Consider the following 26,586-nt stretch of genomic DNA (forward strand, 5'->3'; position numbering starts at 1 on the left):
GTGCAGGAGCTACCGTCTTCGGCCCAGGTATAGGTGGTTTCGCCCCAAGCGTGGCCAATGGGGTTCACGTTTGCCAGGGTCTTGGTCTGAGTAGTAGCCCAATCCGGACTGAAGGTGGCGGTGTAGGTGGTCTGGCCGGCCTGGGTGCAGGTGGGAGCCTTGGTCTGCTCCTGGGTGATGACAGCCGTGGCGGTCTCCTCATGGGTGGCGTCATTCTCGCACACCCGAGAGGCGGTGCAGGAGCTGCCGTCTTCGGCCCAGGTGTAGGTGGTCTTGGCCCAGGTGTGGCCAGTGGGCTCCACATCGGTCAGGGTCAGGGTCTGGGCCACAGCCCAATCCGGATTGAAGGTGGCGGTGTAGGTGGTCTGACCCATCTGGGTGCAGGTGGGAGCAGTGGTCTGCTGCTTGGTAATGGTAGCCGTGGCGGTCTCCTCATGGTCGGCGTCATACTCGCACACCCGGGAGGCGGTGCAGGAGCTGCCGTCCTCAGCCCAAGTGTAGGTGGTCTTGCCCCAGGTGTGCTCATGCTCGGCGTACACATTGATAAACAGCTTGCACACCTTATCTCCATTGGACAGGGGGAGATTATAGTTGACGTAGAAACTTACGTTGCCGGTCACATTCTCCAGGGTGATCTGATTGGTGTCCTCGTCATAGGAGATGGTATAACCAGAGTCGTCCGACTGTCCAGACACGTGGGCAGGCAAAGCGTCTGCGAAGGAAATGGGATCGCCATTGGGCTGCACATAGGGATTTTCGACGACGAGGGTGCCGTCGCCCAGCTCGATTGGGTCAGAGGAAGTTCCCACGTAGTATTGGGAGACAAAGGGGAAGGAGGCCGTTCCCTCTTCATGGCGGAGACTGCCGCGGACCAGCTTGGGCAGTTCAGCAATAAAGCTGAAATCCGTGACACCGTTGCCGCTAAACCCTAATATTTGCAAATCCTGGAACTTTGTCAGTTTTTCCATGTTGTGAATGTCGTTGCCGTAAAGTCCAAGGGCGGTCAGGCTCGCGGACATGTTGTCCACAAAGTCCGCATTGGTCAATTCATTGATGTTCAGGACAAGGGTTTTCAGCTGGGAAAGGGGGGCAAACATCACCTGAGCATCGGCATCGGTAATTTCACAGTAGGGCATGTACAGTTGCGTCAGAGAGGTCAGACTAGCCACGGTGCTGCGATAGTCTGCACGGTTTTCCGCTGTAATTTCTACCTTCTCCAAATTTAAATTGGTCAGAGAGGTGTATCCACGCAGTGCGGAAATGCTGGGAATGGCAGGGCTGTCACCCAGATCCAGTTTGGTTAGGTGGGGGAAAGCTACGTTGGCCAAAGCAGAAATGTCCACCAGACTGGTGTTATCAGACAGATTCAGCGTAGCCAAGGAAGGACAGTTCTGGGAAGTCAGACCCTGGAGCGTGGTCATGTTCGGGGCGAATCCCACAGTCAGGGAGATCAAATCAGGTTTCTCCCCTAAAAAGGACAGATTTTCCACATACTTGTTGTCCGTTACGCTAAGGGACGTCAAGTTCTTCAGGGTAGCGATCTCCTCCAAACCGGTGATATCTCCGGATATTGTCAGTTTCTTCAGGTTCACGGCGGCGGAGATGCCTTCGATGCTGCGGATCTCCTCATCGGACCGATGAGTGTCGATGGAGGTGAAGCTGGCCATTTCTTCTTGTGTAATGAGGGTGTCGCTGGGTCTGGTTTCATCCAGTTCGCTGTTCAGATAGGCCAAAAAAGCGGGGTCGGGAATGTTCACGGTGTTGCCAGCGGAGGATGCCGACACGGGACACAAGGTGACAATCAGTGCCAGCACCACCAGACTCGAAATCCATTTTCTCCATTTCATACGGGTTACACATTACAATATCCCCACGGAAGGGGGAGATTGTAATTTCTCCTTCCCTCTAGATTTCGCCAGGGTCTTAGTATAAACCATTATAATACTCTGGGAAAATATTGTCAATCAAACCCGGGAGAATCATGACAATTCGCTGTGAAATTGTGCCGCCTGGGGGTCACACCGCATCTTCGCCATCTCCGGGGAAGCGGATGCCCGCATAGGCGCGGGCCTGCTCCAGAAGGCTGCTGACCAGCACCGAGTGCTCCAACAGCCGGTCCCGGGCGGCGTAGTCTTTCTGGGCGATGATGCGCTGGAACTCCTCCACCTCGTAGCGGATGCGGGCGCCGGGGGTTTGCAGGTTGAACCGCTCATCCTCCCTGCCCCGCAGCTTCAAAATCACCTCCGGGGACTTGGAGGGGGTGTCGGGGATGAGCAGAGAGCCGTTTCGCCCCTGGATGATGGCAAAGCAATCGCTGTTGCTGTCCTTGGCCCCAGCGCATGAGGCCACAAAATCTCCATAGTTCAGCACGGCCACTCCGCTGGTGTCCACGCCGGTGGGCCCCATGCGGGGGGTATAGGTAATGGATTGGGGCGCGCCGAACAGTTCGGTGACAAAGTGGATGTTGTAGGAGTTGATGTCCATCAGGGATCCGCCTGCAAACTTGGGGTCAAAGATGTTGGTCAGCTGCCCGTCTTTCAGCAAATCGTACCGGCTGGAGTACTGGGAATAGTTGCACTGCACCAGGGAGAGCTCCCCCAGCCGGGGCAGCAGTTCCCGGGCCTGCTTGACGTTGGGCAGATGGGGCACTGTGATGGCCTCCAGGAGAAACAGCTGCTTTTCCCGGGCCAGGGCGACCAATTTCACAGCCTGGGCCCGGGTGGGAGTGAAGGGTTTTTCCAGGATCACGTGTTTGCCTGCCTCCAAGGCCCGCTTGGCATAGGTGTAGTGCAGGCTGTTGGGCAGGGCGATATACACCGTGTCCATGGCGGGGTCGGCCAGAAACGCATCCACATCGTGGTAAATGGTGGGTACATGGTAGGTCTGGGCCAGGGACTGGGCCTGTTCCCGGCTACAGTCCCGGGTGTATACGGCGGTAAAGGTTACCCCTTCCACCTGGCTTCCCTCTTCCAAAAACCAGGATACCACCACACTGTGACCCATAGTTCCGATGTTCATATAGCTCGCTCCTTTCCTTTGTTCGGGTATTCCTTTGGCCTTATCATAGCACCCTGTGCTCCCGTCGCATAGTCCAAAAAATCTCCTCCATTTGCCAGGATACAACAAAACCAGGCTCCCACAGGGGGAGCCTGGTCGGTAAGGAGTTATGTTTGGGCCAGTTGGGCTTGGAACTGGGCGGCCTGGGCCTTGTGCTGGCAAATCCGCTCCCAGCTGTCCAGGTACTCCTTAGGGTACTTGGGGTTGGACAGACGGTCGATTTTCCCCGTGGCGGGGTTGACCAGCTTGGTGATGCCGCCAGCGCCCAGGGAGAGCACCGACTGCAACTCCTCCATCATGATGATGTTGTAGGCGCACTCCGATCCTGGTTTGGCCCAGCCCACATTTTCAAAGGAACCGGACATGTACTTCTGCCGGTACAGGTAGTAGGGCACATACCCCGCCCCCCGCAAGGTCTCCTCCGCCAGGGCCAGCATGTCCGCCACTTCCTGGGGAGAGCACAGCTTGCCCTGCTCCTCCATGAGCTTGGCCCCCTTTTTCAGGGCCAGGGTGTGGACGGTGATGTTGGCCGGGTCCATCCCCACCACCTGCTCCAAGGTACGGGCAAAGCCCTCCACGGTGTCGGTGGGGAGCCCTGCAATCAAATCCATGTTCACCATGCCGCCGTAGGCGTCACGGGCCAGGTCCATGGCGGCGGTGATCTCTTGGGCGGTATGGGCTCTGCCCATCTCCCGCAGCACGGAATTTTCCATGGTCTGGGGGTTGATGGAGATGCGGTGAATGTGGTGGGATTTCAGAACCTCCAACTTTTCCCGGGTAATGGTGTCCGGGCGACCCGCCTCCACGGTGAACTCCACGCAGTCCTCCAGAGGCAGATGCTCCTCCATGTGGGTGAGCACCCGGTCCATCTGAGCGGCGGACAAGGTGGTGGGGGTGCCGCCCCCCATATAGGCGGTCTTGATGGTCACGCCATTTTGGCGCAGCTGCGCCCCGGCCTCCTGAATTTCCCGGCACAGAGCGTCCACATAGGGCTCCACCAGGGCCAAGGCTCCCTTCACATCGGCGGAAATGAAGGAGCAGTAGGCGCACCGGGTGGGACAGAAGGGAATGCCCACATAGAGGGAGAGCTGACGGGGCTCCAGACTGCGGATCACCGACAAAGCGGCGTGGGCGCAGTCCATGGCCAGGTCCGCCCGAGAGGGGCTGACCCGGTAGAGGCTGGTGAGGGTGTCCCGGGCTTGCTCTGGGGTGTCCCCCGCTGCCATCTGGCGGGTGGGCAGCTTTACCGGGCGCACGCCGGTGAGGGCGCCCCAGGGGGGCTCGTGGCCCAGAGCGGCCACCCCGGCGTCGTAGAAGGCCAGGCGAATCACCCGCTGACGCACCCGGTCGTCCTCCAGCCCGCCGGTGAGGTGGGAGACCGGTTCGCTGCGCTCCCCTTCGTACACCTTCCCTTCCCACCACAGCTTGGCATGGGCCACCACATCATGCCCGCGCTGTAACAGTTCCACCTGGGCCATGGACTGGTCCCAGGTGGGTGGTGTGTCGGGATATTCGGGTTTTTGGCCGGGGAACAGGGTCATCATCATCTGTTCCACGGCGTACTGGTACTGGTGGCCCACCAAATACAGTTTCATCCCCGTCTCACGGCCTCCAGCATGCAGAAGTTGGTGGCCCGCTCTTTCTCCAGGGTGGAAGAACCCTCGTGGCCGGGGTATACCCGGAAGTCACCGGGGAGGTTGTACAGACGCTTGAGGGAGCGGAGAATCTCCTCCTCGCTGCCCCCTTCCAGGTCGGTGCGGCCCATGGAGCCCTCAAAGAGGGTGTCGCCGGTGAACAGCACGTCCTCCACCTGGAGCACCACGCAGCCGGGGGTGTGGCCGGGGGTGTGGAGTACCTTCACGGTAAGGTTACCTACCTGCACGGTGTCCCCTTCCCGGTAGGGCAGCACGTTGCCAAAGGAGCTCACCGAGGGGAAGGTGGTGCCGAAAATGGATGTGGTGGTCTGGTTGGGGTCCACATCCGCCGGGTGGCAGTAGATGGGCAGATTGGGCCACTGGGCGCGCAGGCCGGGAATGCCCAGGATGTGGTCGAAGTGGCTGTGAGTGAGGAGAATGGCCACGGGGTTCAGGCCACGGCCCTGGATGAAGGCGGCCACTTTCTCTCCGTCGTCGCCGGGGTCCACCACGGCGCAGTCCATGGTCTCTTCATCCCAGAAGATATAGCAGTTGGTCTGAATCATCCCCAGCGGAATGCGTTTGATTTCCATAAGGATCACCTCTTCATTTCCCCCGCCCTTGCGGGAGAAGGTCATAAATTGTCGGTAACATCATACCTTGTTTGTTGCAAAATGTAAAGATGTAACCGTTCGACGGGGTTTACCGCACTTCGACATGGCCCACATAGGGGCGCATCTGGGCGGCAAAGCCCTCCATGGCCTCCTGGTCCCAGGGGGTGAGGCCGGGGCGCAGCACCGTGTCCCGGGCGGTGTAGGTTTGCAAGTAGTACCGCTTGGCCCCGGCAATCCAGGGGCCAATGGCATCAAAGGAAGCCGCGTCGTGGAACTGCCGCACTACCGTGGTGCGAAATTCATAGTCCACTTGCCCCTCCAGCAGCCAGGATACGCTCTCCCGGATGGGGGCCAGGTCCAGCCCCGGCACACCGGCGGTTTCCCCGTACCGGGCGGGGCTGTTTTTGATGTCCATGGCTACATAGTCCACCAGCCCCAACTTCCACAGCTCTTGCAGTCGCTGTGGAAAACTTCCGTTGGTGTCCACCTTCACCAGAAAGCCCAGGGTTTTGATGGTCTCCAGAAGCTGGGGCAGATGGGGTTGCAGCAGGGGCTCTCCCCCGCTGACGCACACCCCGTCCAGCAGGCCCTGCCGCCGGGTGAGAAAGTCCTGGAATTTCTCCAAAGCCAGGGCGGGAGCGGGCTGTTTCCCCTCCCACTCCACTAGGGGGGCGTTGTGGCAGAAGGGACAGCGGAAGTTGCACCCCTTCAAAAATACGGTGCACCCCACCTTGTTGGGCCAGTCCAGCAGGGTCATGGGTTGAAAGCCGTCAATGGTCATAGAACTACCCCCTTTTTGTTTGGTTTTATGGTAGAAGGTTGGGCGGGGAATGTCAAGGGGCAATGTCTCTAAATACACAATATATTGTGTCAATAAAATAACAATACAATATATCTTGAATTTACCACACCCCGGTGGTATCATGGAAGAGCACCGCCCATACAGGGCGGAACACCCAGAGAGGAGCGTGGCCTATGTATCAAGTGACCAAGCGGGACGGCTCCACCGTTCCCTTTCAACTAGACAAAATCATTTCCGCCATGACAAAGGCCTTTGAGGCCCAGGGACAGCACACCCACCCCCAGGTGGTGGAGCTTCTGGCCCTGCGGGTGACGGCGGACTTTCAAGACGACATCCAAGACGGCCTCATCTCCGTGGAGAACATCCAGGACAGCGTGGAAAAGGTGCTCATCCAGGCAGGATATGACCAGGTGGCCAAGGCCTACATCCTCTACCGGAAACAGCGGGAGAGCGTGCGCAACGCAGGCTCCACCCTGCTCAATTATAAGGAGCTGGTGGACAACTACCTGCACATCAACGATTGGCGGGTGAAGGAAAACTCCACGGTGACCTATTCTGTGGGTGGCCTCATCCTGTCCAACTCCGGGGCCATCACCGCCAACTACTGGCTGAGTGAAATTTACGACCAGGAGGTGGCGGATGCCCACCGCAATGCAGATTTGCACCTCCACGACCTGTCCATGCTCACGGGATACTGCGCCGGTTGGTCCCTGAAACAGCTCATCTACCAGGGCCTGGGGGGCATTCCCGGCAAAATAACCTCTGCCCCGGCCAAGCATCTGTCCACCCTGTGCAACCAGATGGTAAACTTCCTGGGCATCATGCAAAACGAGTGGGCGGGAGCCCAGGCCTTCTCCTCCTTTGATACCTACCTGGCCCCCTTTGTCCGGGTGGACCACCTGAGCCAGGACGAGGTGAAGCAGTGCATTCAGTCTTTTATCTACGGGGTGAACACCCCCAGCCGGTGGGGCACCCAGGCCCCCTTCACTAACATCACCCTGGACTGGACGGTGCCCCCCGATCTGGCGGGACAACCCGCCATTGTGGGCGGGAAGTTCATGGACTTCACCTATGGGGACTGCAAGGCGGAGATGGACATGGTCAACCGGGCCTTTTTGGAGGTGATGATTGAGGGGGATGCCAACGGCCGCGGCTTCCAGTACCCCATCCCCACCTACTCCATCACCCGGGACTTCGACTGGTCGGAGACGGAAAACAACAAGCTCCTCTTTGAGATGACCGCCAAGTACGGCACCCCCTACTTCTCCAACTACATCAACTCGGACATGCAGCCCTCCGACGTGCGCTCCATGTGCTGCCGCCTGCGGCTGGACCTGCGGGAACTGCGGAAAAAGTCCGGGGGCTACTTCGGCTCCGGGGAGTCCACGGGCAGCGTGGGGGTGGTGACCATCAACCTGCCCCGCATCGCCTATCTCTCCAAAACGCCGGAAGAATTTTATCAGCGGTTGGACCATCTCATGGATCTGGCCGCCCGCTCCCTGCACACCAAGCGCCAGGTGATTACCCAGCTGATGGAAAGCGGCCTATACCCTTACACCAAGCATTATTTGGGCACCTTCCGCAACCATTTCTCCACCATCGGTCTGGTGGGGATGAACGAGGTGGGGCTCAACGCCCCCTGGCTGGGCCACGATTTGACCCACCCGGATACCCAGGCCTTCGCCGTGGAGGTGCTCACCCACATGCGGGAGCGCTTGTCCGACTATCAAGAGCAGTACGGCGACCTCTTCAATCTGGAGGCCACCCCGGCGGAGTCCACCACCTACCGCTTTGCCAAGCACGACAAGGAGCGATTCCCCCTCATCCACACCGCCAACGACCACGGCACTCCCTATTACACCAACTCCTCCCACCTGCCTGTGGGGTGTACCGACGATGTGTTTGAGGCCCTGGACGTACAGGACCAGCTCCAGACCCTCTACACCTCCGGCACCGTGTTCCATGCCTTCTTGGGTGAGAAGCTGCCCAGCTGGCAGGCCGCCGCTGCCCTGGTGCGCAAGATTGCCCAACATTATAAATTGCCCTACTACACTATCTCCCCCACCTATTCTGTCTGCCCCGACCACGGCTATCTCACCGGGGAGCAGTTCACCTGCCCCCACTGTGGAAAGCCCGCCGAGGTGTACAGCCGCATCACCGGCTATTACCGTCCGGTGCAAAACTGGAACGACGGCAAGGCCCAGGAGTTCCACGACCGCAAGGTGTATCGGGCATCTTGAAACCAAGTCCCAACTCTCGCTGGAAAGACGAGAGATGGGACTTTTTTACACAAAAATGGTGGTTTTTGGGCTTAATTAGCAAGATAAATCCGAATTCTGGAATAAAACGTATGAAATTTTTACAAAAGAAAAAAAGAGAAAATGGGTAATGCGCCAAAATGGGCAAAAGGCACAAAAAAGTATATCAAATATCCACATGGTATGGTATGATACAGCTCACATTCGTTACATATCTACCCGGTATACATGAACTGGAACAGAAGTAGGAGGAGTTTTTATGAAGGGAAAAACCCCGGCCAAGCGTGGTCTGGCGCTGGCTCTGGCAGGCACCATGCTGGCCTCCACCCTTGGGGTGTCCGGCACCCTCTTTGCCCAGGCGGCAGAACCCAGCTATGTGGGGGACAGCTCGCTGGCCGACCTGCACACCAAGGCCCCCGCTCCCGACAACGTGGTGCCCGATGCCAACCAGTATTGGTACCAGAAGGCCGAGCTGTCCGCGTTCTGCCACTTCGGCCCCAACACCTTCAACGAGATCGAGTGGGGGGAGCACTACGGGGACAAGGCCCCCGACGAGATCTTCAAGCTGGAGCAGGATTTTGATGCAGATACCATGGTCAAAACCCTGAAGGAGGCGGGATTCCAGATGCTCATTGTCACCGCAAAACACCACGACGGGTTCTGCATCTGGAACAGTGCGTACACCGAGTACGATGTGGCCGCCACCAGTTACAAGGACGGCCAGGGCGACATTCTGGCTGAGCTGTCCGAAGCCTGCACCAAGTACGACATGAACATGGGCCTGTATCTGTCCCCCTGGGACATCCACGACAAGAGCTACGGCTACTACGATGAAAACGGAAAGCCCACCGACAAAGACCACGATCACCTGGACTACAACCAGTACTACAACAACCAGCTCCAGGAGATTCTGGGCAACCAGAAGTACGGCAACAAGGGCCACTTCGTAGAAGTGTGGATGGACGGGGCCAAGGGATCCGGTTCCAACGCCCAGGAGTACAACTTCCAGCTGTGGTTTGACACCATCCAGAAAAACGAGGGCAAGAAGGCCGGCTATCCTGCCGACTGCATGCTCTTTGGCGCTGAGGCCTACACCACCGTACGCTGGATCGGAAACGAGCACGGTTTGGCCCACGAGAATACCTGGGCCAAGTCCATGGTGGACAAGCAGGCCAACACCATCAACAGCAACCAGCAGGGCAATTATTTTGTGGGCCTGGAAAACGGCAACCAGTGGACGGTGCCGGAATGTGACGCCCGCATCACCTCCGGCTGGTTCTGGGGTAGCACGAAGAACACCCCCAAGACGGTGGCGGCTCTGGCGGATATGTACTTCAACTCCGTGGGCCACAACAGCACCTTCCTGCTCAACGTGCCCCCCAACAACCAGGGCAAGGTGGATCAGGCCATTCTAAACCGGGTTGCCGAATTTGGCCAGAATGTACGCCAGACTTTCCAGGAGAATCTGGCTCAGTCGGTCCAGGCCACTAATGTGCGAGGCAATGATGTGGCGTACAAGCCCGGAAACACCATCGACGGCAAGGACAACACCTACTGGACCACCGACGACGGCACCAACACCGGCACCCTGCTGGTGGATTTGGGCGGCGTGAAGAGCTTTGACGTGGTGTCTGTGGAGGAGGCCATCCAGAATGGACAGCGCATCAACGCCTACACCGTGGAGTACCGGGATGCCAGCGGCCAGTGGAATACCTTGCAAAGCGGCCAGACCATTGGCGCCAAGCGTCTGGTTCGCACCAACGTGGTCAAAGGCGATCAGGTGCGCATCACCGTCTCTACCCCTGACGGCAAGGTACCCATGCTCAGCGAAGTGGGCGTGTACAAGGCCAGCGACGGCTTCCAGCTGCCCGGCGCCGCTCCCGACGGCATGGATGTCATCGACATTTCCAACCAGGCCTTCCAGTTTGAATCCGGCTGGACCGGTGAGACCGGCCCCCAGTTCGTAGGCGGCACCAACAAGTGGGCCAGCACCGGCGCGGAGTTCACCGTCAACTTCAATGGCTCCAAGATCTATCTGGTGGGCACCCGTGACCCCAACCACGGCAAGGCGGACATCTACATCGACGGCAAGCTGGTGGACACCATTGACACCTACGCCTCTGCCCGCGCTCTGGGTCAGTACATCTACCAGTCCCCCGACCTGAAGGACGGGGCGCACACCCTGAAGTTGAAGGTGACCACCAAGGCCATCGGGATTGAGGGCGCTTACACCATCAACAACGGCGGCAAGGGCATGGTGGGCCTGGAACTGGACCGCTATACCATGAACGAGGCCGAGCGCATGGACGTCAAGCTGGTGCGGGTGGGCGGCACCTCGGACCAGCCCGTCACCGTGCGCCTCTCCCCCAACCCTGGCTCCGCCATTCAGGACGATTTTAACACGGAGCTGATTACCGAGGTCACCTTCCAGCCCGGTCAGACCCAGGCCACCGCTCCCGTGGAGACCAGCCGCAACACCAACCCCACCGGCGACCGGGAGTTTACCATTGAGCTCTCCCCTGTCACCCAAGGGGTGGTTGTGGGCTTCCACGACAAGGCCACCGTGACCATCCGGGACAGCGAGTCCATCACCCGGGAGGATGTGCAGGCCCTGGTGGACCAAGGCAGCAAGGCTGTGGCCGACTGGTATGTCTCCGGCTTTGAGGGCTACGCCAAGGCCGTGGCCGAGGCCAAGGCCCTGTTGGAACAGGCCCAGCCCACCGTGCAGCAGCTGGCCGATGCCGCCCGTGCCATTCGGGATGCCCAAAAGGCTCTGGTGGAGCGGGAGGGGTACACCGCCGATGATCCCTTCTATCTGCCCTGGAAGCCGGACACTTCCGCCACTCTGGAGGCGGAGTTTGCCCAGCGGAACAACACCGGCGAGGACGAGGATTGGCCCCTTCAGGTGTCCCAGGCCGACTGGGCCAGCCACGGGGCGTTCATCAACTGTCTGAACCAAAACGACACCATTTCCTTCCCCTACGTGGCCGAGCGTGCGGGTACTTACACCGTCACTGTCACCTATCGCAGCGGTTCTGCTTCCAACGCCCTGGCTTGGAGTGAGGAGGGCGGTAAGATCCAGGCCGGCACCGTGGAGGCGGGCGCCACCGATGACGCCACCGCCGACCACACCATCACCTTCGACCTGGTGGTCACCGAAGCTGGCGCCGGTACTCTGGTGTTCACCGGCCCTGAGACCAAGTCTCCCCAGCTGGACAAGCTGGTGATCCAGCCCAAGGACATCGTCTACAAGACCTACACCGTGACCGTGGAGAGCCAGGGCAAGGGAACCGTTACCTCCGTCGGCTCCACCCAGGTTACCGAGGGTGAGGACTTTTCCTTCACCATGACCCCCGAAAAGGGCCATGAGGTGGGAAAAGTCACCATCAACGGCAAGGAAATGGCCGTGGAGGGCAACACCCTCACCGTGACCGTGGAGAGTGACCTGGACATCCGGGTAGTGTTTGTCAAGGAGGGCGAGCCGGTACCCAGCGCTCAGCCTTCGGACAACTCCCAGGCTACCCAGAAGCCCAGCGATCCCAACCAGCCTCCCACTGGCGACGAGAGCCCCCTGGCTCTGTTCACCGCGGCCCTGCTGGCCAGCGCAGCCGGTTGCACCGGATTGCTGGTGGCCGCCCGCAAGCGCAGAGGCTAACAAGCCAAAAAACAACCCCCCAGGCCGGGATTTCCGGCCTGGGGGGTCAATGTATAAAGTGAAGAAAAGAAAATTCCGAACGCAAAAGCGTTCGGAATTTTTGGTGGAGACTACAGAACTCGAATCTGTGACCTCTTGCGTGTGAAGCAAGCGCTCTACCGGCTGAGCTAAGCCTCCATATATGGTGACCCGTACGGGACTCGAACCCGTGTTACCGCCGTGAAAGGGCGGTGTCTTAACCGCTTGACCAACGGGCCATTGTTGCCCACAGCGGGCGCTAGGTTGGGTTCCCGGAGTGGCGGCCATTGCCGCCTCTCCGGGTGGTAGCGGCAATGTGATTCGAACACATGACACTACGGGTATGAACCGTATGCTCTAGCCAACTGAGCTATGCCGCCGTAAGTCATACCCAACAGGGCAAGGGATAGTATAGCCGTTTTCTCCCCAAATGTCAACACCTTTTTTGAAAAAAGTTTTGGAAAAATGAGAAATACAAGATGTTGTGCGTGAATGAAATGGACAATCATGATATGGATGTTTCGGGATTGTCAGTCACAAAAGCCCATGTCGCTGCAAGAAGGTATAAAATATCTTGTAGCACCCAAAAGCCCTCGGCAGAGTTTTCCCGCCCGGGGCGGGGAAATAAATTAAAATCCGTTTTTCCGGGGACATGCGCATGGGAAAAAACACTTCTCAGTCCGCCAGTGTGGCCTTGGGTAGCCCTTTGACCCAAGGCTGCATGCAGCGGGCTGCAACTCCTCGAAAAAATGCTGGCATTTTTGAGAAGCGTGTCGAACTTTTTCGACACGCTCGAAAGCCCGGGAGACGATACCGTCTCCCGGGCTTGAAAGAAAATGTCTTAGTAAGCCAGCTTTTCGTCCAGCCAGGCCTTCAGCTCAGAGATGGGCACGCGCACCTGTTCCATGGTGTCGCGGTCCCGGATGGTGACGGCGTGGTCGGCCTCCTCGGTGTCGCTGCCCACGGTCTGGAAGTCCACGGTGACACAGTAGGGGGTGCCGATCTCGTCCTGGCGGCGATAACGCTTGCCGATGGAACCGGCGTCGTCAAAGTCCACCATGAAGTACTTGGACAGCTCGGCCTGAATCTCACGGCCCTTGTCAGACAGCTTCTTGGACAGGGGCAGCACGGCCACCTTGTAGGGGGCCAGAGCGGGGTGGAGGCGCAGCACGGTACGCACGTCGTCCTTGCCGTTTTTGTCCTGACCCACCACTTCCTCGTCATAGGCATCCACCAGGAAGGCCAGGGTCACACGGTCGGCGCCCAGAGAGGGCTCGATGACGTAGGGGATATAGTGCTCGTTCTTCTCCTGGTCGAAGTAGGTCATATCCTTGCCAGAGGTGTTCTGATGGGCGGTGAGGTCGAAGTTGGTGCGGCTGGCCACGCCCCACAGCTCGCCCCAGCCGAAGGGGAAGACGAACTCGAAGTCGGTGGTGGCGTTGGAGTAGTGGGAGAGCTCCTCGGGGTCGTGGTCTCTGAGGCGCAGATTCTCGTCCTTCACGCCCAGGTCCAGCAGCCACTTGTGGCAGAAGTCTTTCCAGTAGGCAAACCACTCCAGCTCGGTGCCGGGAGTGCAGAAGAACTCCAGCTCCATCTGCTCAAACTCACGGGTGCGGAAGGTGAAGTTGCCGGGAGTGATCTCGTTGCGGAAGGACTTGCCGATCTGGCACACACCAAAGGGCAGCTTGCGGCGGGTGGTGCGCTGGACGTTCTGGAAGTTGACGAAAATGCCCTGGGCGGTCTCGGGGCGCAGATACACGGTGTTCTTGGCGTCCTCGGTGACACCCTGGAAGGTCTTGAACATCAGGTTAAACTGGCGGATGTCGGTCCAGTTGTGCTTGCCGCAGGAGGGGCAGGGAATCTGATGCTCGTCCACAAAGGCCTTCATTTCGGCCTGGCTCATGGCGTCCACGGGCTTGCCCAGGTCGAAATGGTTCTCCTGGCACCAGTCTTCAATGACCTTGTCGGCGCGGAAGCGTTCCTTGCACTCCTTGCAGTCCATGAGGGGGTCGGAGAAGCCGCCCACGTGGCCGGAGGCCACCCACACCTGGGGGTTCATGAGGATGGCGCAGTCCAGACCCACGTTGTAGGGATTCTCCTGGACGAACTTCTTCCACCAGGCCTTCTTGACGTTGTTCTTCAGCTCCACGCCCAGGGGGCCGTAGTCCCAAGTGTTGGCCAGGCCGCCGTAGATTTCAGAGCCGGAGAAGATAAAGCCGCGTCCCTTACACAGGTTTACGATCTTCTCCATGGTTTTCTCGGTGTTCTTCATGTGATACACTCCTTCGTTCATAGAATGCTGACTCAAGAAAAAACGCCCTGAGCCAGCGGCTCAGGGCGAACAAAATGTCCGTGGTTCCACCTGAATTCGCACAGAATGTGCGCACTCTCACCCGATAACGGCGGGGGGCCGGTGACGCCTACTGGGTTTCCCGTTGGGGTCACAGCTCAGGAGGGCCTTCCCGCAGGGCTGGAGTGAGGATTTGCACCGACCATCCTCTCTCTGACACGCCAAACACCTGGGTACTCGTCTCCGTCTTTGCAGATTAGAGCCACTGTATCATGTTTTTTCTCAGGTGTCAAGGTGAGATTTGCCTTGCGATTTGGGTCACTACCTGTTCTCCGTAGAGGGTATCGTCCAGCAGGGTGCTCAATAGCTCCAGCTTCTCCCCATCCTCGCCCTCATCCGGGGGCATGTAGCTCAAAGTGCCGTCCTGGGCCAGACCGTACACCCAGGTGTCGTTGAGCCGGGTGCGGGACAGGTTTTGCAGAAGCTTCCAATACACCGGCTTTTCCGCTCCGGCCACATTGAGCAAATCCACCCCCAGGTAGTTGGAGCCCCGGTCCACCTGGCTGCCCGCCTCGTTGGGGAGATAGTCGGGGTCATTGGACCAGATGAGGTAGTTGGTGGAGTACAGCTCCTTCATCTCCTGGGCCGACCAGCGGCTGTAGTCGGACGAGCACATCCCCAGCTTGGAGTACACAGTGCCTCCGTCGGTGAGGCCCACGCCGGGGCGGTGGTCCCCGAAAAAGATGATGACGGTGGGCTCCTCCTGGTCTCGGAAGTAGTCGGCCAGCTGACCCAGCGCCTCGCTGGCGTTGTGGGCGCCCTGACACACCGCCTGGAGCATCTCCTGGCCCTGGCCGGTGAGGTTGGACTGCACTGCTACGGTCAGCTCCTCTCCGGTGTACTTCTGGCTGTCGTAGGGAGCGTGGTTTTCCATGGAGATGCCGTAGAGGAATTGAGGGCCGTCCCCCTGGCCCTGTTCATACAGGTCTATGAGCAGCTGGGAGAGGTAGGCATCCGAATAGAAGCTGCCCTCCCGCTGGCTTTCCAGATAGTTTTCGTCCTGGGCCTTCGGGTCGATGTTGCCGAAATCCTCCTCAAAATAGGTCTTGTCAAAGCCCATAGCTTCAAACATGGGGGCGCGGTGGTAGATGGAGTCGTTGTACATGTGCACCATGGTGGTGGAGTAGCCGTTGTCCCGCAGCACCGAGGGTACCGAGGGCAGGCGGGAGAACACCTCCGGGTCCATGTTATACAGATCCTCTCCCCACAAAAGGCCGGTGTTCATCCCCGTGAGGATCTCCAGCTCAATGTTGCAGGTGCCGTACCCCAGGCTGCGGGTGTAGAAGGTGCCGGAGACCCCCTCTTGTTGCAGGGCATGGAAGGAGGCCAGAGGGTCTCCCTCAAAGGACACACCGGGCAGACTGGTGACGTCAAAGAAGGACTCGGAGAGAATGAGAATCACATTGGGCTGCTCCTCCACGGTGGTATCACTCTCCTGGCTGGCCAGTTCCACCGCCGTCTGGGCGGCCTGCTCCAGTTCCTCTGGGGAGGCGCCGCCCTCGTGGAAGGCCATGTACACCTGGTTGGAAGCGCCCCGCCACAGGCCCAGCAGCACCCCGGTCTCCCGGTTCACCGTGGCCTGGGACAGCTTTTGGTCAATGTCCACCCCCATGGGGGAGAAGATCAGGGCGTTGCCCAGCACGCCGTACACCAGAACCAGGGCCGCGCTGCACCCTGCCCCCGCCCACAGGCTGGGTTTCCAATTCAGGCGCACGGGGTAGAGCAGCAGAGTCACCGCTGCCATCCACACCACCAACACCAGAATACACCCCAGGCTCAGGGGGGAGAAGTGGAGAGAGGAGGCGTTGAGCTCGGTGATGTCCCCCAGCTGGTCAATGAGGAGAAAGTCCTGCACCGTCAGGGGCACCGAGGTAATCAGGGCCTTAAAGTAGCTGGCAAACACCATAATGGTGGGGCACACCCCGGTGACAATTACCCCCGCCACCACACAGCGGGAGAAAAAGGCGATGATGCCGGTGAGCAGCCCCAGCAGGCCCACCGTCCACCAAAACCAGCCGGAGGCCAGGGCAGAGGGGATGGCAGCCAAACTCTGGTGGACGACGACCTGGGCGGTGAGGGCCACCACCAGGGCGTGGAGGGCTACCGTTACCGGCAGCACCACAGGGGGACCGCCACAGCGGCCCAACAGGGCCTGACGCAGGCGGGAAGCGGTATGTAGCATAGCGGGTCTCCTTTCAAGAAACGGCCCGAAAGGGACGAAAATTTACAATAGATACACTTTATCACGTGGAAAGGGGCCTGTCAACGCCCAAGACCTACCATGGTTTGGCAGAGGAGAGGTGGGGGCTTTCGGCTTGTTTTACCTCTTCTTTCATGGTATAATACTACGTTATGAATTCTAGAATATTGGAGGAACTCCCCATGGAGAGAACAACCCCCGTCATCCCCGCTCAGGACATTGCCCGTCAGCGGGAATATTGTCAGGAAATCCGGGCCATCAATGCCAATCACGCCACACCTCCCACCGCCTTTGTGGACACCTACGGGTGCCAGCAAAACGAGGCGGATTCCGAGCTGCTGCGGGGCATGCTGTGCGAGATGGGTTATGAGATTGTAAACGACGGCGAAAACGCCGACCTCATCCTCATCAACACCTGCGCCATTCGCGAGCACGCCGAGCAGCGGGTGTTTGGCAACGTGGGCGCCCTGGTTCACGGCAAGCGGCGCAACCCCAACCAGATCATCTGTCTGTGCGGCTGCATGGCCCAGGAGCCCCACGTGGTGGAGCGGCTGCGCCAGTCCTACCAGCATGTGGACCTGGTGTTTGGCCCCCAGGTGCTGTGGCGCTTCCCTGAGTTTATGCGCCGCATCTACCTGCGCCGGGGCCGGGTCTTTGAGACCGCTCCCGCCGAAGGAGCCATTGCCGAGGGGTTGCCCGTGCGCCGTTCGGGAAACATTAAGGCGTGGGTGTCCATCATGTACGGCTGCAACAACTTCTGCACCTACTGCATTGTACCCTATACCCGTGGTCGGGAGCGCAGCCGGGAGCCGGAGATCATTTTGAACGAAATCCGTCAGCTGGTGGCGGAAGGGTATAAGGACATCACCCTGCTGGGCCAGAATGTCAACTCCTACGGCAAGGATCTGGGCACCGGCATGGACTTTCCCACCCTGTTGGAGCAGGCCAATGCCATTGAGGGTGAATTTTTGCTGCGCTTCATGACCAGCCACCCCAAGGATGCCACCGAAAAGCTCTTTGACGTCATGGCTAAGTGTGAAAAGGTAGCCCCCTGCATCCACCTGCCCTTCCAGTCCGGCAACACCCGGGTTTTGCAGGCCATGAACCGCCGCTACACCCGGGAACAGTACCTGGAGAAGGTGAAAGCCCTGCGGGAGCGCATCCCCAATGTGGTGCTCACCAGCGACGTGATTGTAGGCTTCCCCGGGGAGACCACCTCCGAGTTTGAGGATACTCTGTCCCTCATTGAGGAAGTGCGCTATGACGCCCTGTTCACCTTCATTTACTCCCCCCGCAAGGGCACTCCTGCGGCCGAGATGGAGGACCCTATGAGCAAAGAGGAGAAATCCGCCAACTTCAACCGTCTGGTGGAGGCCCAGAACCGGATTTCCCTGGAAAAGCACCAGGCCTACATTGGCACCACCCAGCACTGCCTGGTGGACGGGCTCAGCGAGGACCCCCGTAACAACCTCAACGCCCGCACTCCCGGTGGCCGTCTGGTGCACCTCAACGGGGATGAGAGCCTGGTGGGCCAGTTTGTGGATGTGAAGATCACCGATTGCTCCACTTGGGCGCTGTTTGGGGAGCTGCTGTAAGGGAATCCCCCAAAACATAGGAAGGAAGGTGCCGGTTTGACCCGCCGCGATATCATCTTGAAACTGCTGGCCTACGGCATCGTTCTGGTGGGGCTGGCCCTTGTTAACTACTACGTCCTCCCCCTCGTTCCGCTGCCCCTGCCCCTGTTGATGCCGGTGTGCGCTGTAGCGGCGGGCTGCCTGGAGGGCGGTCGGTTCGGAGCGGGCCTAGGGGCGGCTGCCGGGGCCCTGATGGCCACCTTGGGCCATGGCGGTTGGGGCTATGTGGCTCTGCTCGCCCTGGTGGGCTGGCTGTGCGGCCTGCTGGGCCAGTATGTGCTGCGCCAGGACCTGTGGGGCCACATCATCTGCTGCGTGGTGCTGCTGATGCTGTGGGAGGTGGCTCAGATTCTAGGGATGTGGGCGGACGCCTCCGCCCCCCTGGGCGTGCTGCTCTGGGTAGCCGGGGGAGAGGCCCTGTGTACCTTGGTGTGGGCCTTCCCTGTGTATGGATTGAACCTGTTTTGCTGCGTCCACTATGGCCGCATCTACCACGAATAAGGAATTGCCATGAGTCGATTTATTGATTTCAACGCCAACAACAAAGACACCCATACCGAAGACGAGGGACACCGTTTGCGGGTACGTTCTACCCTGCTGATGGTGTTTTTCGCCTGTCTGCTCCTGGGCTTTTTCTCCATTCTCTACCGGTTGCAGGTGGTGCAGGGGGCCCAGTGGCGGGCCAACGCCAACCACAACATCACCCAATCCGAGACGGTGAACGGGGTGCGAGGAGAGATTTTGGACCGGTATGGCCAGGTGCTGGTGTCCAACCAGCTGGGCTATTCTGTGCAGCTGGATACCTCTCTCATGGGGGACAACACCAACCAAATTCTCTCTCAACTGCTGGAGTTGTGCCAGAAAGAGGGGGTGGAGTGGACGGACAACCTGCCCATTTCCAAAGAGGCTCCCTGGACCTACACCAAGACGGAAAACCTGTTTGCCTATATTTCCGAAGGGGAGGACGGCGAGACCGAGACCCTGCCCACCCAGCTGGGCAAGCTGGCGGAGGAGTATGGCTGGGTGAAAAGCGCCGCCACCGCCAACCTCACCGCCCAAGAGCTGATGGAGGCCATGTGCGAGACCTTCTCGGTGGAAACGGAGCAACTCACCCCCCAGGTGCGAGAGCTGTTGGGGGTGCTCTATGAGGTGTCCCTGCGCCAAAAGCAGATTACCTATAACACTTACACCTTTGCCAGTGACGTGTCCATCTCCTTCATCACCCAGGTGAAAGAGCTGGGCCTGCCCGGGGTGTCCATTGTCTCCTCCACCAGCCGGGTGTACAACACCACCTCCGCGGCCCATGTGCTGGGCCGGGTGGGTCTCATCAGCGCCGAGGAGTGGCCCACCTATCAGTCCCAGGGCTATCCCATGAACGCCTATGTGGGCAAGGATGGGGTGGAACTGGCCTTTGAATCCTACCTCCACGGCTCCAGCGGCACCCGATTGCTGGAGACGGACGAAAACGGGGCCATCATCAGCCAGCAGTGGCAGACTGAGCCCCAGCCGGGCAACCACGTGGTGCTCACCCTGGACAGCGCCCTGCAAGCCCACACTGAGCAGCTGTTGGCGGACTTTGTGCAAAAGCTGGATACCTCGGCAGGTGCGGCGGCGGTGATGCTGGACATGAGCGGCGGGGTGCTGGCCCTGGCCTCTTACCCCACCTATGACCTGGCTACCTATACGGAGAACTACAACGACTTGCTGGCCGATCCGGCCAAGCCTCTTTTGAACCGGGCTACCCAGGGTATCTACGCCCCCGGCTCCACCTTCAAGATGGTCACCGCCGTGGCGGGCCTGTCCGAGGGGCTCATTACCCCCGACAGCACCACCTACTGCTCCGGCATCTACACCTATTACCCCGACTACCACCCCCGTTGCTGGATTTACAACCAGGGCGGCTCCCACGGCACGGAGAATGTGTCCGAGGCCATCAAGGACTCGTGCAACATCTTCTTCTACGACCTGGGCCGCCGGGTGGGCATCGACAAGCTGGTGGAGTACGCCACTGCTTTCGGCCTGGGGGATTACACCGGCATTGAGCTGCCCGAATCCAAGGGCACCGTAGCTGGCCCCGAGACCACCGAGAAGCTGGGGGACACCTGGTACGCCGGTCAGACCCTGTCGGCGGCCATCGGCCAGGACAACAACCAGTTTACCCCCATCCAGCTGGCCAACTATGTGGCCACCCTGGTCAACGGGGGCAACCGGTACGAGACTCACCTCTTGAAAGAGGTGAAGTCCAGCGACTACACCCAGGTGGTGTACGAGTATGAGCCCCAGCTCAAGGCCACCATCGACATCGACCCCGACGATTTGGCGGCGGTGAAGCAGGGTATGTACGACCTGTCCCAGACCGCCTCCATGGCCCAGTATTTTGCCGATCTGCCGGTGACGGTGGGCTGTAAGACCGGTACCGCCGAGGTGTTGGGCAGCGACGCCAACGCCACCTTTGTCTGCTTCGCTCCCTACGACGACCCCCAGGTGGCCCTGTGCCTGGTGGCGGAGAAGGGCTCTGCCGGTGGCAATCTGGCGGCTTTGGCCGCTTCCATGCTGCGGGAGTATTTCGCCGCCGAGGACACCCTGGGTGTCACCGATCAGGAAAACACCCTGCTGCACTAAAACATCATCCATGGGAGGGACCCCTCGTTGACCCGCACACAAAATGACTTTTCCCAAGGCTCCATGGCCAAAAACATCCTCTCCATCGCCATTCCCATGACGGTGGCCCAGTTGGTGAATATCCTCTACTCTCTGGTGGACCGGATGTACATTGGCCACATTCCCGGGGTGGGCCACACCAGCCTCACCGGCATGGGGCTGACCCTGCCTCTTATCACCATCGTCATGGCCTTTGCCAATCTGGGTGGTATGGGGGGAAGCCCCCTGTGCTCCATCTACCGGGGCAAGGGGGAGGTGGAGCCGGCCAGCGCCGTCATGGGCAATACCCTGACGCTGCTGCTGGGGTTTGGATTTGTCATTCCGCTGCTGACCCTCCCTTTTTTAAACCCCATTTTGCTGGCGTTCGGGGCCAGTGACGCCACCTTGCCCTATGCCAAGGACTACATCTTCATTTACCTGCTGGGTACCCCCTTCGTCATGGTGGGGCTGGGCATGAACCCCTTCATCAATGCTCAGGGCTTTGGGCGCAAGGGCATGCTCACCGTCATGCTGGGGGCGGCGGTAAATCTGGTGCTGGACCCTATTTTGATTTACGGACTGGGCATGGGGGTGAAAGGGGCCGCCCTGGCCACCATTCTGGCCCAGGCCTGTTCGGCGGTGTGGGTGCTCTCCTTCCTCACGGGGAAGAAGTCTCTGCTCCCCCTGAAGCTGCGCCACCTGCGGCCCCGGTGGGCCTGCCTGCGCCGGGTCATCGCCTTAGGGCTGTCCGGCTTTTTCACCAGCCTCACCAACTCCCTGGTGCAAATGGTGTGCAACAAGGTGCTGCACATCTACGGCGGGGACTTGTACGTGGGAATCATGACCATCATCAACTCCCTGCGGGAGGTCACCTTCATGCTGGTGCAGGGCTTTGGCAGCGGGGTGCAGCCGGTGCTGGGCTACAACTACGGCGCCCGGGAACACCGGCGGGTGTGTGCCGGCATCCGCTTTGCTGTGGCGGTGACGGTGGGCTATGCGGCCCTTATTTGGCTTCTGAACATGACCATTCCCGGTCTGCTCATCCGCATCTTCAACGACAACCCAGACGTGCTCCAGGCGGGTGTGCCTGCCCTGCGGGTGTACTTCTCCATGTTTGTGTTCATGGCCCTGATGATTGCCAGCCAGTCCATCTTCGTGGGGCTGGGTCAGGCCAAGAAGTCCATCTTCTTCTCCATCCTGCGCAAGGCGGTCATCAACGCCCCGCTCACCGTGCTCTTGGCCTATGTGTGTGGTACCAGCGGAGTGTTTGTGGCGGAAGCGGTGTCCCAGCTGGTGTGCGGCCTGCTGTGCTTTCTCACCATGTACCACACGGTGTACCGGCCCCTGTCCCACGGCCATAGGCTGGCCGGGGTAGGCTGAGGGAGTTTTCCACAGCTTCCACAACTTCCACAAAGTTTTCCACAACCTGTTCAAATGCAGCGGCCCCCTTCCCAGATTTCTTGGGAAGGGGGCCGAAATTTTTTCTTTTTTAGGGATTATACCAGGTGTTGCGCCTCTTCCAGGTCGGCGGGGGTGTCCACGCTGCGGAAGGGGGCGGTGTCCTCCAGGGGGATGTACACCGTGTTGGCCCAGTCCAGCAGATTGCGGATGTCGTAATCGCCGTTGAGCATCATGGTCTCTGCAAAGGACATGCACCGCTTGCGGTACACGCCAAACAAGGGCTGAGGCACACCGTCAATGGTGTACACGCAGGCGTCGGCGTCACCGATGGCATCCACCAGAGTGTCCGCCTGGGCAGGGGTGAGGAAGGGGAAGTTGACACCCACCAGCAGCATCCAACGGCTGGTGCAGGCCCGCAGTCCGGCGTGGAGACCGGCCAGGGGGCCACGGTCGGGGTAAATATCCGCCACGGCCAGGGTCCCAGCGGGGGCCAGAGCCTTCCGCTCCGGTGCGCCCACGGACAGCTGGAGGCCGGCTGCGTAGTCTTTCCAGGTCTCTACAGCCCGATCCAGCAGGGTTTTGCCACCCAGGGTGACCAGGGCTTTATCGGTACCCATCCGCTTGGAGGGGCCGCCTAACATAATCTGAACGGTAAGTTCACTTTTTTTCATTGGGAAGGACCTCCCATCGCCAAGAGTAATCATAGGAACAGTATAGCACACCTGGCCCGGGTGTGCCATAGCGAATTTGTAAATTTCGTGCATACGACCATATGCCGCTATGGGGAGGCGCGCTCCGCTGGGGCCCATTTTGACTGGCCAAAATGGGCGAAAAGCCACTTAGGGGCCTTACCCCTAAGAACCCCGCTTGGGTCAGTAGCCCTATGGCTCTGGATAAACCCCAACCGGCCCAGGGGTAAGCCGATACTCATATGCCACTACATTCGCTGCCGCTCACAGTCCCAGTGTGGAAAGTATCTGCCCCAGAAGGACAGGGCCTGCTATAGGTGGTGGCTGACAGTCTGCACCCAAACCAGACGCTGTTATCAAAGAAGCACCTTGGTTCTACACGGAACATGTCAGCGGCAGCGGCGCAAGAAGTACAGACAATTCCCCATACCTTAGCGTCGGTATGGGATACGCCAGCGCCATGCAAGGAGACCTCAGGGGGGTACCTAGGGGGGAACGCCCTAGGCGATTCTTTGGTGACTTTCTCATCGGGAGAAAGTCACCCCAGCGGAGCGTACCCCCCAACAGGGGAAAGGTCTGGTTCATAACAAAGAAAACCCCTTTTAGCTGCCTGGGGACAGCCAAAAGGGGGTGTAACTCACAGAACCTTGGACAAAAATTCAATGGTGCGCGGATGCTTGGGGTTGGCAAAAAACTCCTGGGGCTTGTTCTCCTCCAGGATGTGGCCGCCATCCATGAACAGCACCCGGCTGCCCACTTCTCGGGCAAAGCCCATCTCGTGGGTGACCACCACCATGGTCATGCCGTCGTCGGCCAGCTGCTTCATCACGTCCAGCACCTCGCCCACCATCTCGGGGTCCAGGGCGGAGGTGGGCTCGTCAAAGAGCATCACTTTGGGGCGCATGGCCAGGGCGCGCACAATGGCAATGCGCTGCTTCTGGCCGCCGGAGAGCTGGGCGGGGTAGGCGTCCGCCTTCTCCTCCAGGCCCACCCGGCGCAACAGCTGGGTGGCGGTGTCGTCCGCCTCCTGCTGGCTCATGCGCTTGGTGCGCACGGGAGCCAGAGTGATGTTCTTGCGGATGGTCATGTTGGGGAACAGGTTAAAGTGCTGGAACACCATGCCCATGTGCTGCCGCACCTGGTCGATGTCGCACTTGGGGTCGGTGATGTCGGTACCGTCAAAGGTAATGATACCGGAGGTGGGGGTCTCCAGCAGGTTCAAACAGCGCAGGAAGGTGGACTTGCCCGACCCCGAGGGGCCCAGTACCACCACTTTTTCCCCGGGATAGATGTGCTGGTTCAGATTGTCCAGCACCAAGTGGTTGCCAAAGGACTTGGATAGATTTTTAACGTCGATCACTTTGACGCAGCCTCCTTTCCAGTTTGCCCTGGAGCCAGCTGAAGATGAGCACCAGCACCAAATACATGGCTGCGGTGATGAGATAGGGGTACATGGGCTCGTAGGTCTTGGTGATGATGGCCTGGGCGAAGTACACGATCTCCTTACCGGCCACCACAGAAATCAGGGATGTATCCTTGAGCAGCACGATAAACTCGTTGCCCAGGGCGGGGAGAATGGCCTTAAAGGCCTGGGGAATGACGATAAAGCGCATGGTGTCCACATAACCCAACCCCAGGGAGCGGCCCGCCTCCATCTGGCCCGGGTCCAGGTTCATAAGCCCGCCCCGGATGATTTCCGCCACGTAGGCGCCCGAGTTGATACCCAGGGCCAGAGCGGCCACCATGGTCTTTTCCCGGCTGCTGGCAAACACCACGTAGCCCATAATCATCAGCTGCACCATCATGGGGGTGCCCCGGATGACGGTGACATAGATGCGGCAAATCAGGTTGGCCAGACCCAGCAGGGGGTTTCGGTGGCCACGGCGCTGCTGGTCGTGGGCAGTGCACACAGTGGCTACCAGAAGGCCCAGCACCACGCCCAGAATCAGGGCGATCACCGTCACCTGAATGGTGGTGCCCAGACCCTTGAAATAGGTCATCCAACGGTCTTGATAAAACCAGGCATTGTAAAACTTCACATAGGCATCCTGCCAAAAGGTCAGGTCCCCAGCGGGAATGGCAGACCAGGCCTCATACAGCTGGTCGATCCCCATACAATCACTCCTCTACGTCTCTAAAATGCCGGAAAAGGGGCGGTGGGAACCGCCCCTTTCGGACTTGTTGATGTACTTGGATTAGTCGGCCTTGATGTGGTTGGCAACGATGCTGTCCACGGTGCCGTCGGCAATCAGCTCATCCAGAGCCTTCTGCACGGCGTCCTTCAGCTGGGTGTTGCCCTCGTCCACGGCGATGCAGTAGTCCTCGGTGACCCACTCGCCGGGGAGGATGGTCAGGCCGGGGTTGGCGGCCACAAACTCCTTGGCGGGAGCCTCGTCGATGATCACGGCGTCAATGGAGCCGTTGACCAGAGCCTGCACGGCCAGAGCGCCGCTGTCAAAAGCCTGCACGGCCTCCTCGCCATAACCGCCGTTCTCGGGGGTGTCGGAGGCGTAGAGGTAACCGGTGGTGCCGCGCTGGGTGCCGATGATCTTGCCGTCGCCCAGGTTATCCAGGGTCACGTCGGAACCCTCCTTGACGATGACCACCTGCACGCCGGTGGCATATTTGGTGGTGAAGTCCATGGTGGCGTCCCGCTCTTCGCTGTAGCTCAGACCGGCCAGCACCACGTCAGAGGCGCCGTTCTGCACTTCCAGCAGGGCGGAGTCAAAGTCGGTGTCGTGAATGACCAGCTCCAGGCCCAGCTTCTCGGCAATGGCCCAGGCGATTTCCACGTCAATGCCCTCAAAGCCGGTGCCCTCGTAGCCCTCGCCGTCGGCCACGGACTCATAGGGGGGGAACTGGGCGTTGGTGGACATGGTGAGCTTGCCGCTCTCCACGGTCTTCAGGCCATTGTCGTCGCCCTCCTGTTTGTCACTGCTGCTGTTGCCGCAGGCGGCCAGGGAGGCCACCATGCCAAGGGCCATGGTCATGGCCGCAATCTTTTTCCAAACCTTCATATTCATTCGTCTCCTCTTATCCTTTTCATGTCATGCAAGCCCCGTCCGGGGCGATTGATTGCACTGATTATACCGTCGCAATGAATAAAATGCAAGAGGAAACCGGAATATTCCTGATATTTATTCAATGTGACTGGATATGGATGAATGAATATTCATTTTTATGCAAGTTTTATGCATATTCCATCAATCCAGGGCAAGGCCCAGGTAGGCGTGCCCCTCCCGGGGCCAGAAGGTGGGGGGCTGATGTACCCAGCGGATGGCCCCAAAGGGCAGCCCGTCCAGGCGTCCGCAGGGGGTACGCAGTTCTCCCAGCCCTGCGCACAGGTGGGAGACCAGACTTCCGCCTGCGCCCTCGTCGCCGGGGATGCACAGCATCTCTTTGACGATGTGGGTTTCTCCCCAGTCCTCCACCACGGCGCAGCCTGGGCCGTGGGGCAGCTCCAGGCGATAGAGGGAGCCGTGGAGCTGGCCTTCAAAGGCCACCTGACCGGGGGTGTGGACGATATGGGGCACACTCCCCAGCAGCTCCTCCCGCAGGGAGACGTACTCCTCCGGGGATATGAGGGAGGCTTGTCCACGCACGGGGACGGGGAGGGGGGTGCGCAGGTGATAAA

General features: G+C 59.6%; 18 protein-coding genes, 3 tRNA genes and 1 other annotated feature. Of the genes, 6 read left to right on the forward strand and 15 right to left on the reverse strand.

The features are described 5' to 3' along the window. The 5 genes from B5G37_RS12115 to B5G37_RS12135 form a co-directional block, all read right to left on the reverse strand. The coding region (locus B5G37_RS12115) for a leucine-rich repeat domain-containing protein (RefSeq protein ID WP_143482947.1) at window positions 1–1,847 on the reverse strand (1,847 nt) is incomplete at its 3' end. 169 nt (window positions 1,848–2,016) lie between these two features. Beyond that, a complete protein-coding gene (locus B5G37_RS12120; protein WP_087257963.1) occupies window positions 2,017–3,018 on the reverse strand; it encodes a Gfo/Idh/MocA family oxidoreductase in 1,002 nt (333 codons plus the stop codon). 146 nt (window positions 3,019–3,164) lie between these two features. Then, a complete protein-coding gene (hemZ, locus tag B5G37_RS12125; protein ID WP_087257966.1) occupies window positions 3,165–4,652 on the reverse strand; it encodes a coproporphyrinogen dehydrogenase HemZ in 1,488 nt (495 codons plus the stop codon). Further along, entirely contained in the window at window positions 4,649–5,284 is a 636-nt protein-coding gene (locus tag B5G37_RS12130; protein ID WP_087258006.1) for an MBL fold metallo-hydrolase, read from the reverse strand. Before B5G37_RS12130 ends, hemZ begins: the two co-directional genes overlap by 4 nt. Before the next feature lie 109 nt (window positions 5,285–5,393). Further along, on the reverse strand, window positions 5,394–6,086 hold the full coding sequence (locus B5G37_RS12135) for an anaerobic ribonucleoside-triphosphate reductase activating protein (protein ID WP_087257969.1): 693 nt from the start codon (window positions 6,084–6,086) through the stop codon (window positions 5,394–5,396). Between the two features lie 194 nt (window positions 6,087–6,280). Here B5G37_RS12135 and B5G37_RS12140 point away from each other — a divergent pair, with 194 nt between their 5' ends. Then, a complete protein-coding gene (locus B5G37_RS12140) occupies window positions 6,281–8,347 on the forward strand; it encodes a ribonucleoside triphosphate reductase (RefSeq protein ID WP_242962882.1) in 2,067 nt (688 codons plus the stop codon). Between the two features lie 277 nt (window positions 8,348–8,624). Further along, window positions 8,625–12,020: an alpha-L-fucosidase gene (locus B5G37_RS12145; RefSeq protein WP_087257973.1), complete on the forward strand. Its 3,396-nt coding sequence runs from the start codon at window positions 8,625–8,627 to the stop codon at window positions 12,018–12,020. 101 nt (window positions 12,021–12,121) lie between these two features. Here B5G37_RS12145 and B5G37_RS12150 read toward each other — a convergent pair. From B5G37_RS12150 to B5G37_RS12170, 5 genes are all read right to left on the reverse strand, one after another. Beyond that, a tRNA-Val gene (locus B5G37_RS12150) sits at window positions 12,122–12,197 on the reverse strand. A gap of 5 nt (window positions 12,198–12,202) precedes the next feature. Next, window positions 12,203–12,277: transfer RNA gene (locus tag B5G37_RS12155), tRNA-Glu, on the reverse strand. 64 nt (window positions 12,278–12,341) lie between these two features. Continuing rightward, window positions 12,342–12,418, reverse strand: a tRNA-Met gene (locus B5G37_RS12160). Window positions 12,419–12,879: 461 nt separating this feature from the next. Beyond that, on the reverse strand, window positions 12,880–14,310 hold the full coding sequence (locus B5G37_RS12165; RefSeq protein WP_087257976.1) for a glycine--tRNA ligase: 1,431 nt from the start codon (window positions 14,308–14,310) through the stop codon (window positions 12,880–12,882). Between the two features lie 58 nt (window positions 14,311–14,368). Further along, window positions 14,369–14,587 (reverse strand) — a binding site (T-box leader). A gap of 30 nt (window positions 14,588–14,617) precedes the next feature. Then, entirely contained in the window at window positions 14,618–16,570 is a 1,953-nt protein-coding gene (locus B5G37_RS12170) for an LTA synthase family protein (RefSeq protein ID WP_087257980.1), read from the reverse strand. A 200-nt stretch (window positions 16,571–16,770) separates the two neighbouring features. Here B5G37_RS12170 and miaB point away from each other — a divergent pair, with 200 nt between their 5' ends. Genes miaB through B5G37_RS12190 form a run of 4 tightly spaced genes read left to right on the forward strand, consistent with a single transcriptional unit; the run spans window position 16,771 to window position 22,242 of the window. Next, window positions 16,771–18,183, forward strand: a complete 1,413-nt coding sequence (gene miaB, locus B5G37_RS12175) for a tRNA (N6-isopentenyl adenosine(37)-C2)-methylthiotransferase MiaB (RefSeq protein ID WP_087257984.1) — start codon at window positions 16,771–16,773, stop codon at window positions 18,181–18,183. Between the two features lie 36 nt (window positions 18,184–18,219). Beyond that, entirely contained in the window at window positions 18,220–18,723 is a 504-nt protein-coding gene (locus tag B5G37_RS12180; protein ID WP_087257987.1) for a hypothetical protein, read from the forward strand. Window positions 18,724–18,732: 9 nt separating this feature from the next. Beyond that, complete coding sequence (locus tag B5G37_RS12185) at window positions 18,733–20,844, forward strand: penicillin-binding transpeptidase domain-containing protein (protein WP_087257989.1); 2,112 nt, start codon at window positions 18,733–18,735, stop codon at window positions 20,842–20,844. Between the two features lie 27 nt (window positions 20,845–20,871). Beyond that, window positions 20,872–22,242, forward strand: a complete 1,371-nt coding sequence (locus tag B5G37_RS12190) for an MATE family efflux transporter (RefSeq protein WP_087257992.1) — start codon at window positions 20,872–20,874, stop codon at window positions 22,240–22,242. Window positions 22,243–22,358: 116 nt separating this feature from the next. Here B5G37_RS12190 and B5G37_RS12195 read toward each other — a convergent pair whose 3' ends face one another. The 5 genes from B5G37_RS12195 to B5G37_RS15245 all read right to left on the reverse strand — a co-directional run. Further along, window positions 22,359–22,934, reverse strand: coding sequence for a molybdenum cofactor guanylyltransferase (locus B5G37_RS12195; protein WP_158099417.1), 576 nt, complete (start codon window positions 22,932–22,934; stop codon window positions 22,359–22,361). Between the two features lie 655 nt (window positions 22,935–23,589). Continuing rightward, window positions 23,590–24,312, reverse strand: a complete 723-nt coding sequence (locus tag B5G37_RS12200) for an amino acid ABC transporter ATP-binding protein (protein ID WP_087257997.1) — start codon at window positions 24,310–24,312, stop codon at window positions 23,590–23,592. Further along, window positions 24,299–25,066: an amino acid ABC transporter permease gene (locus B5G37_RS12205; RefSeq protein ID WP_087258000.1), complete on the reverse strand. Its 768-nt coding sequence runs from the start codon at window positions 25,064–25,066 to the stop codon at window positions 24,299–24,301. Before B5G37_RS12205 ends, B5G37_RS12200 begins: the two co-directional genes overlap by 14 nt. Window positions 25,067–25,147: 81 nt before the next feature. Further along, entirely contained in the window at window positions 25,148–25,969 is an 822-nt protein-coding gene (locus B5G37_RS12210; RefSeq protein WP_087258003.1) for an ABC transporter substrate-binding protein, read from the reverse strand. A gap of 186 nt (window positions 25,970–26,155) precedes the next feature. After that, window positions 26,156–26,586: hypothetical protein (locus tag B5G37_RS15245; RefSeq protein ID WP_158099418.1), on the reverse strand; the 431-nt coding region annotated here is incomplete at its 5' end.

Source organism: Pseudoflavonifractor sp. An85 (assembly GCF_002161235.1).
GTDB lineage: Bacteria > Bacillota > Clostridia > Oscillospirales > Oscillospiraceae > Enterenecus.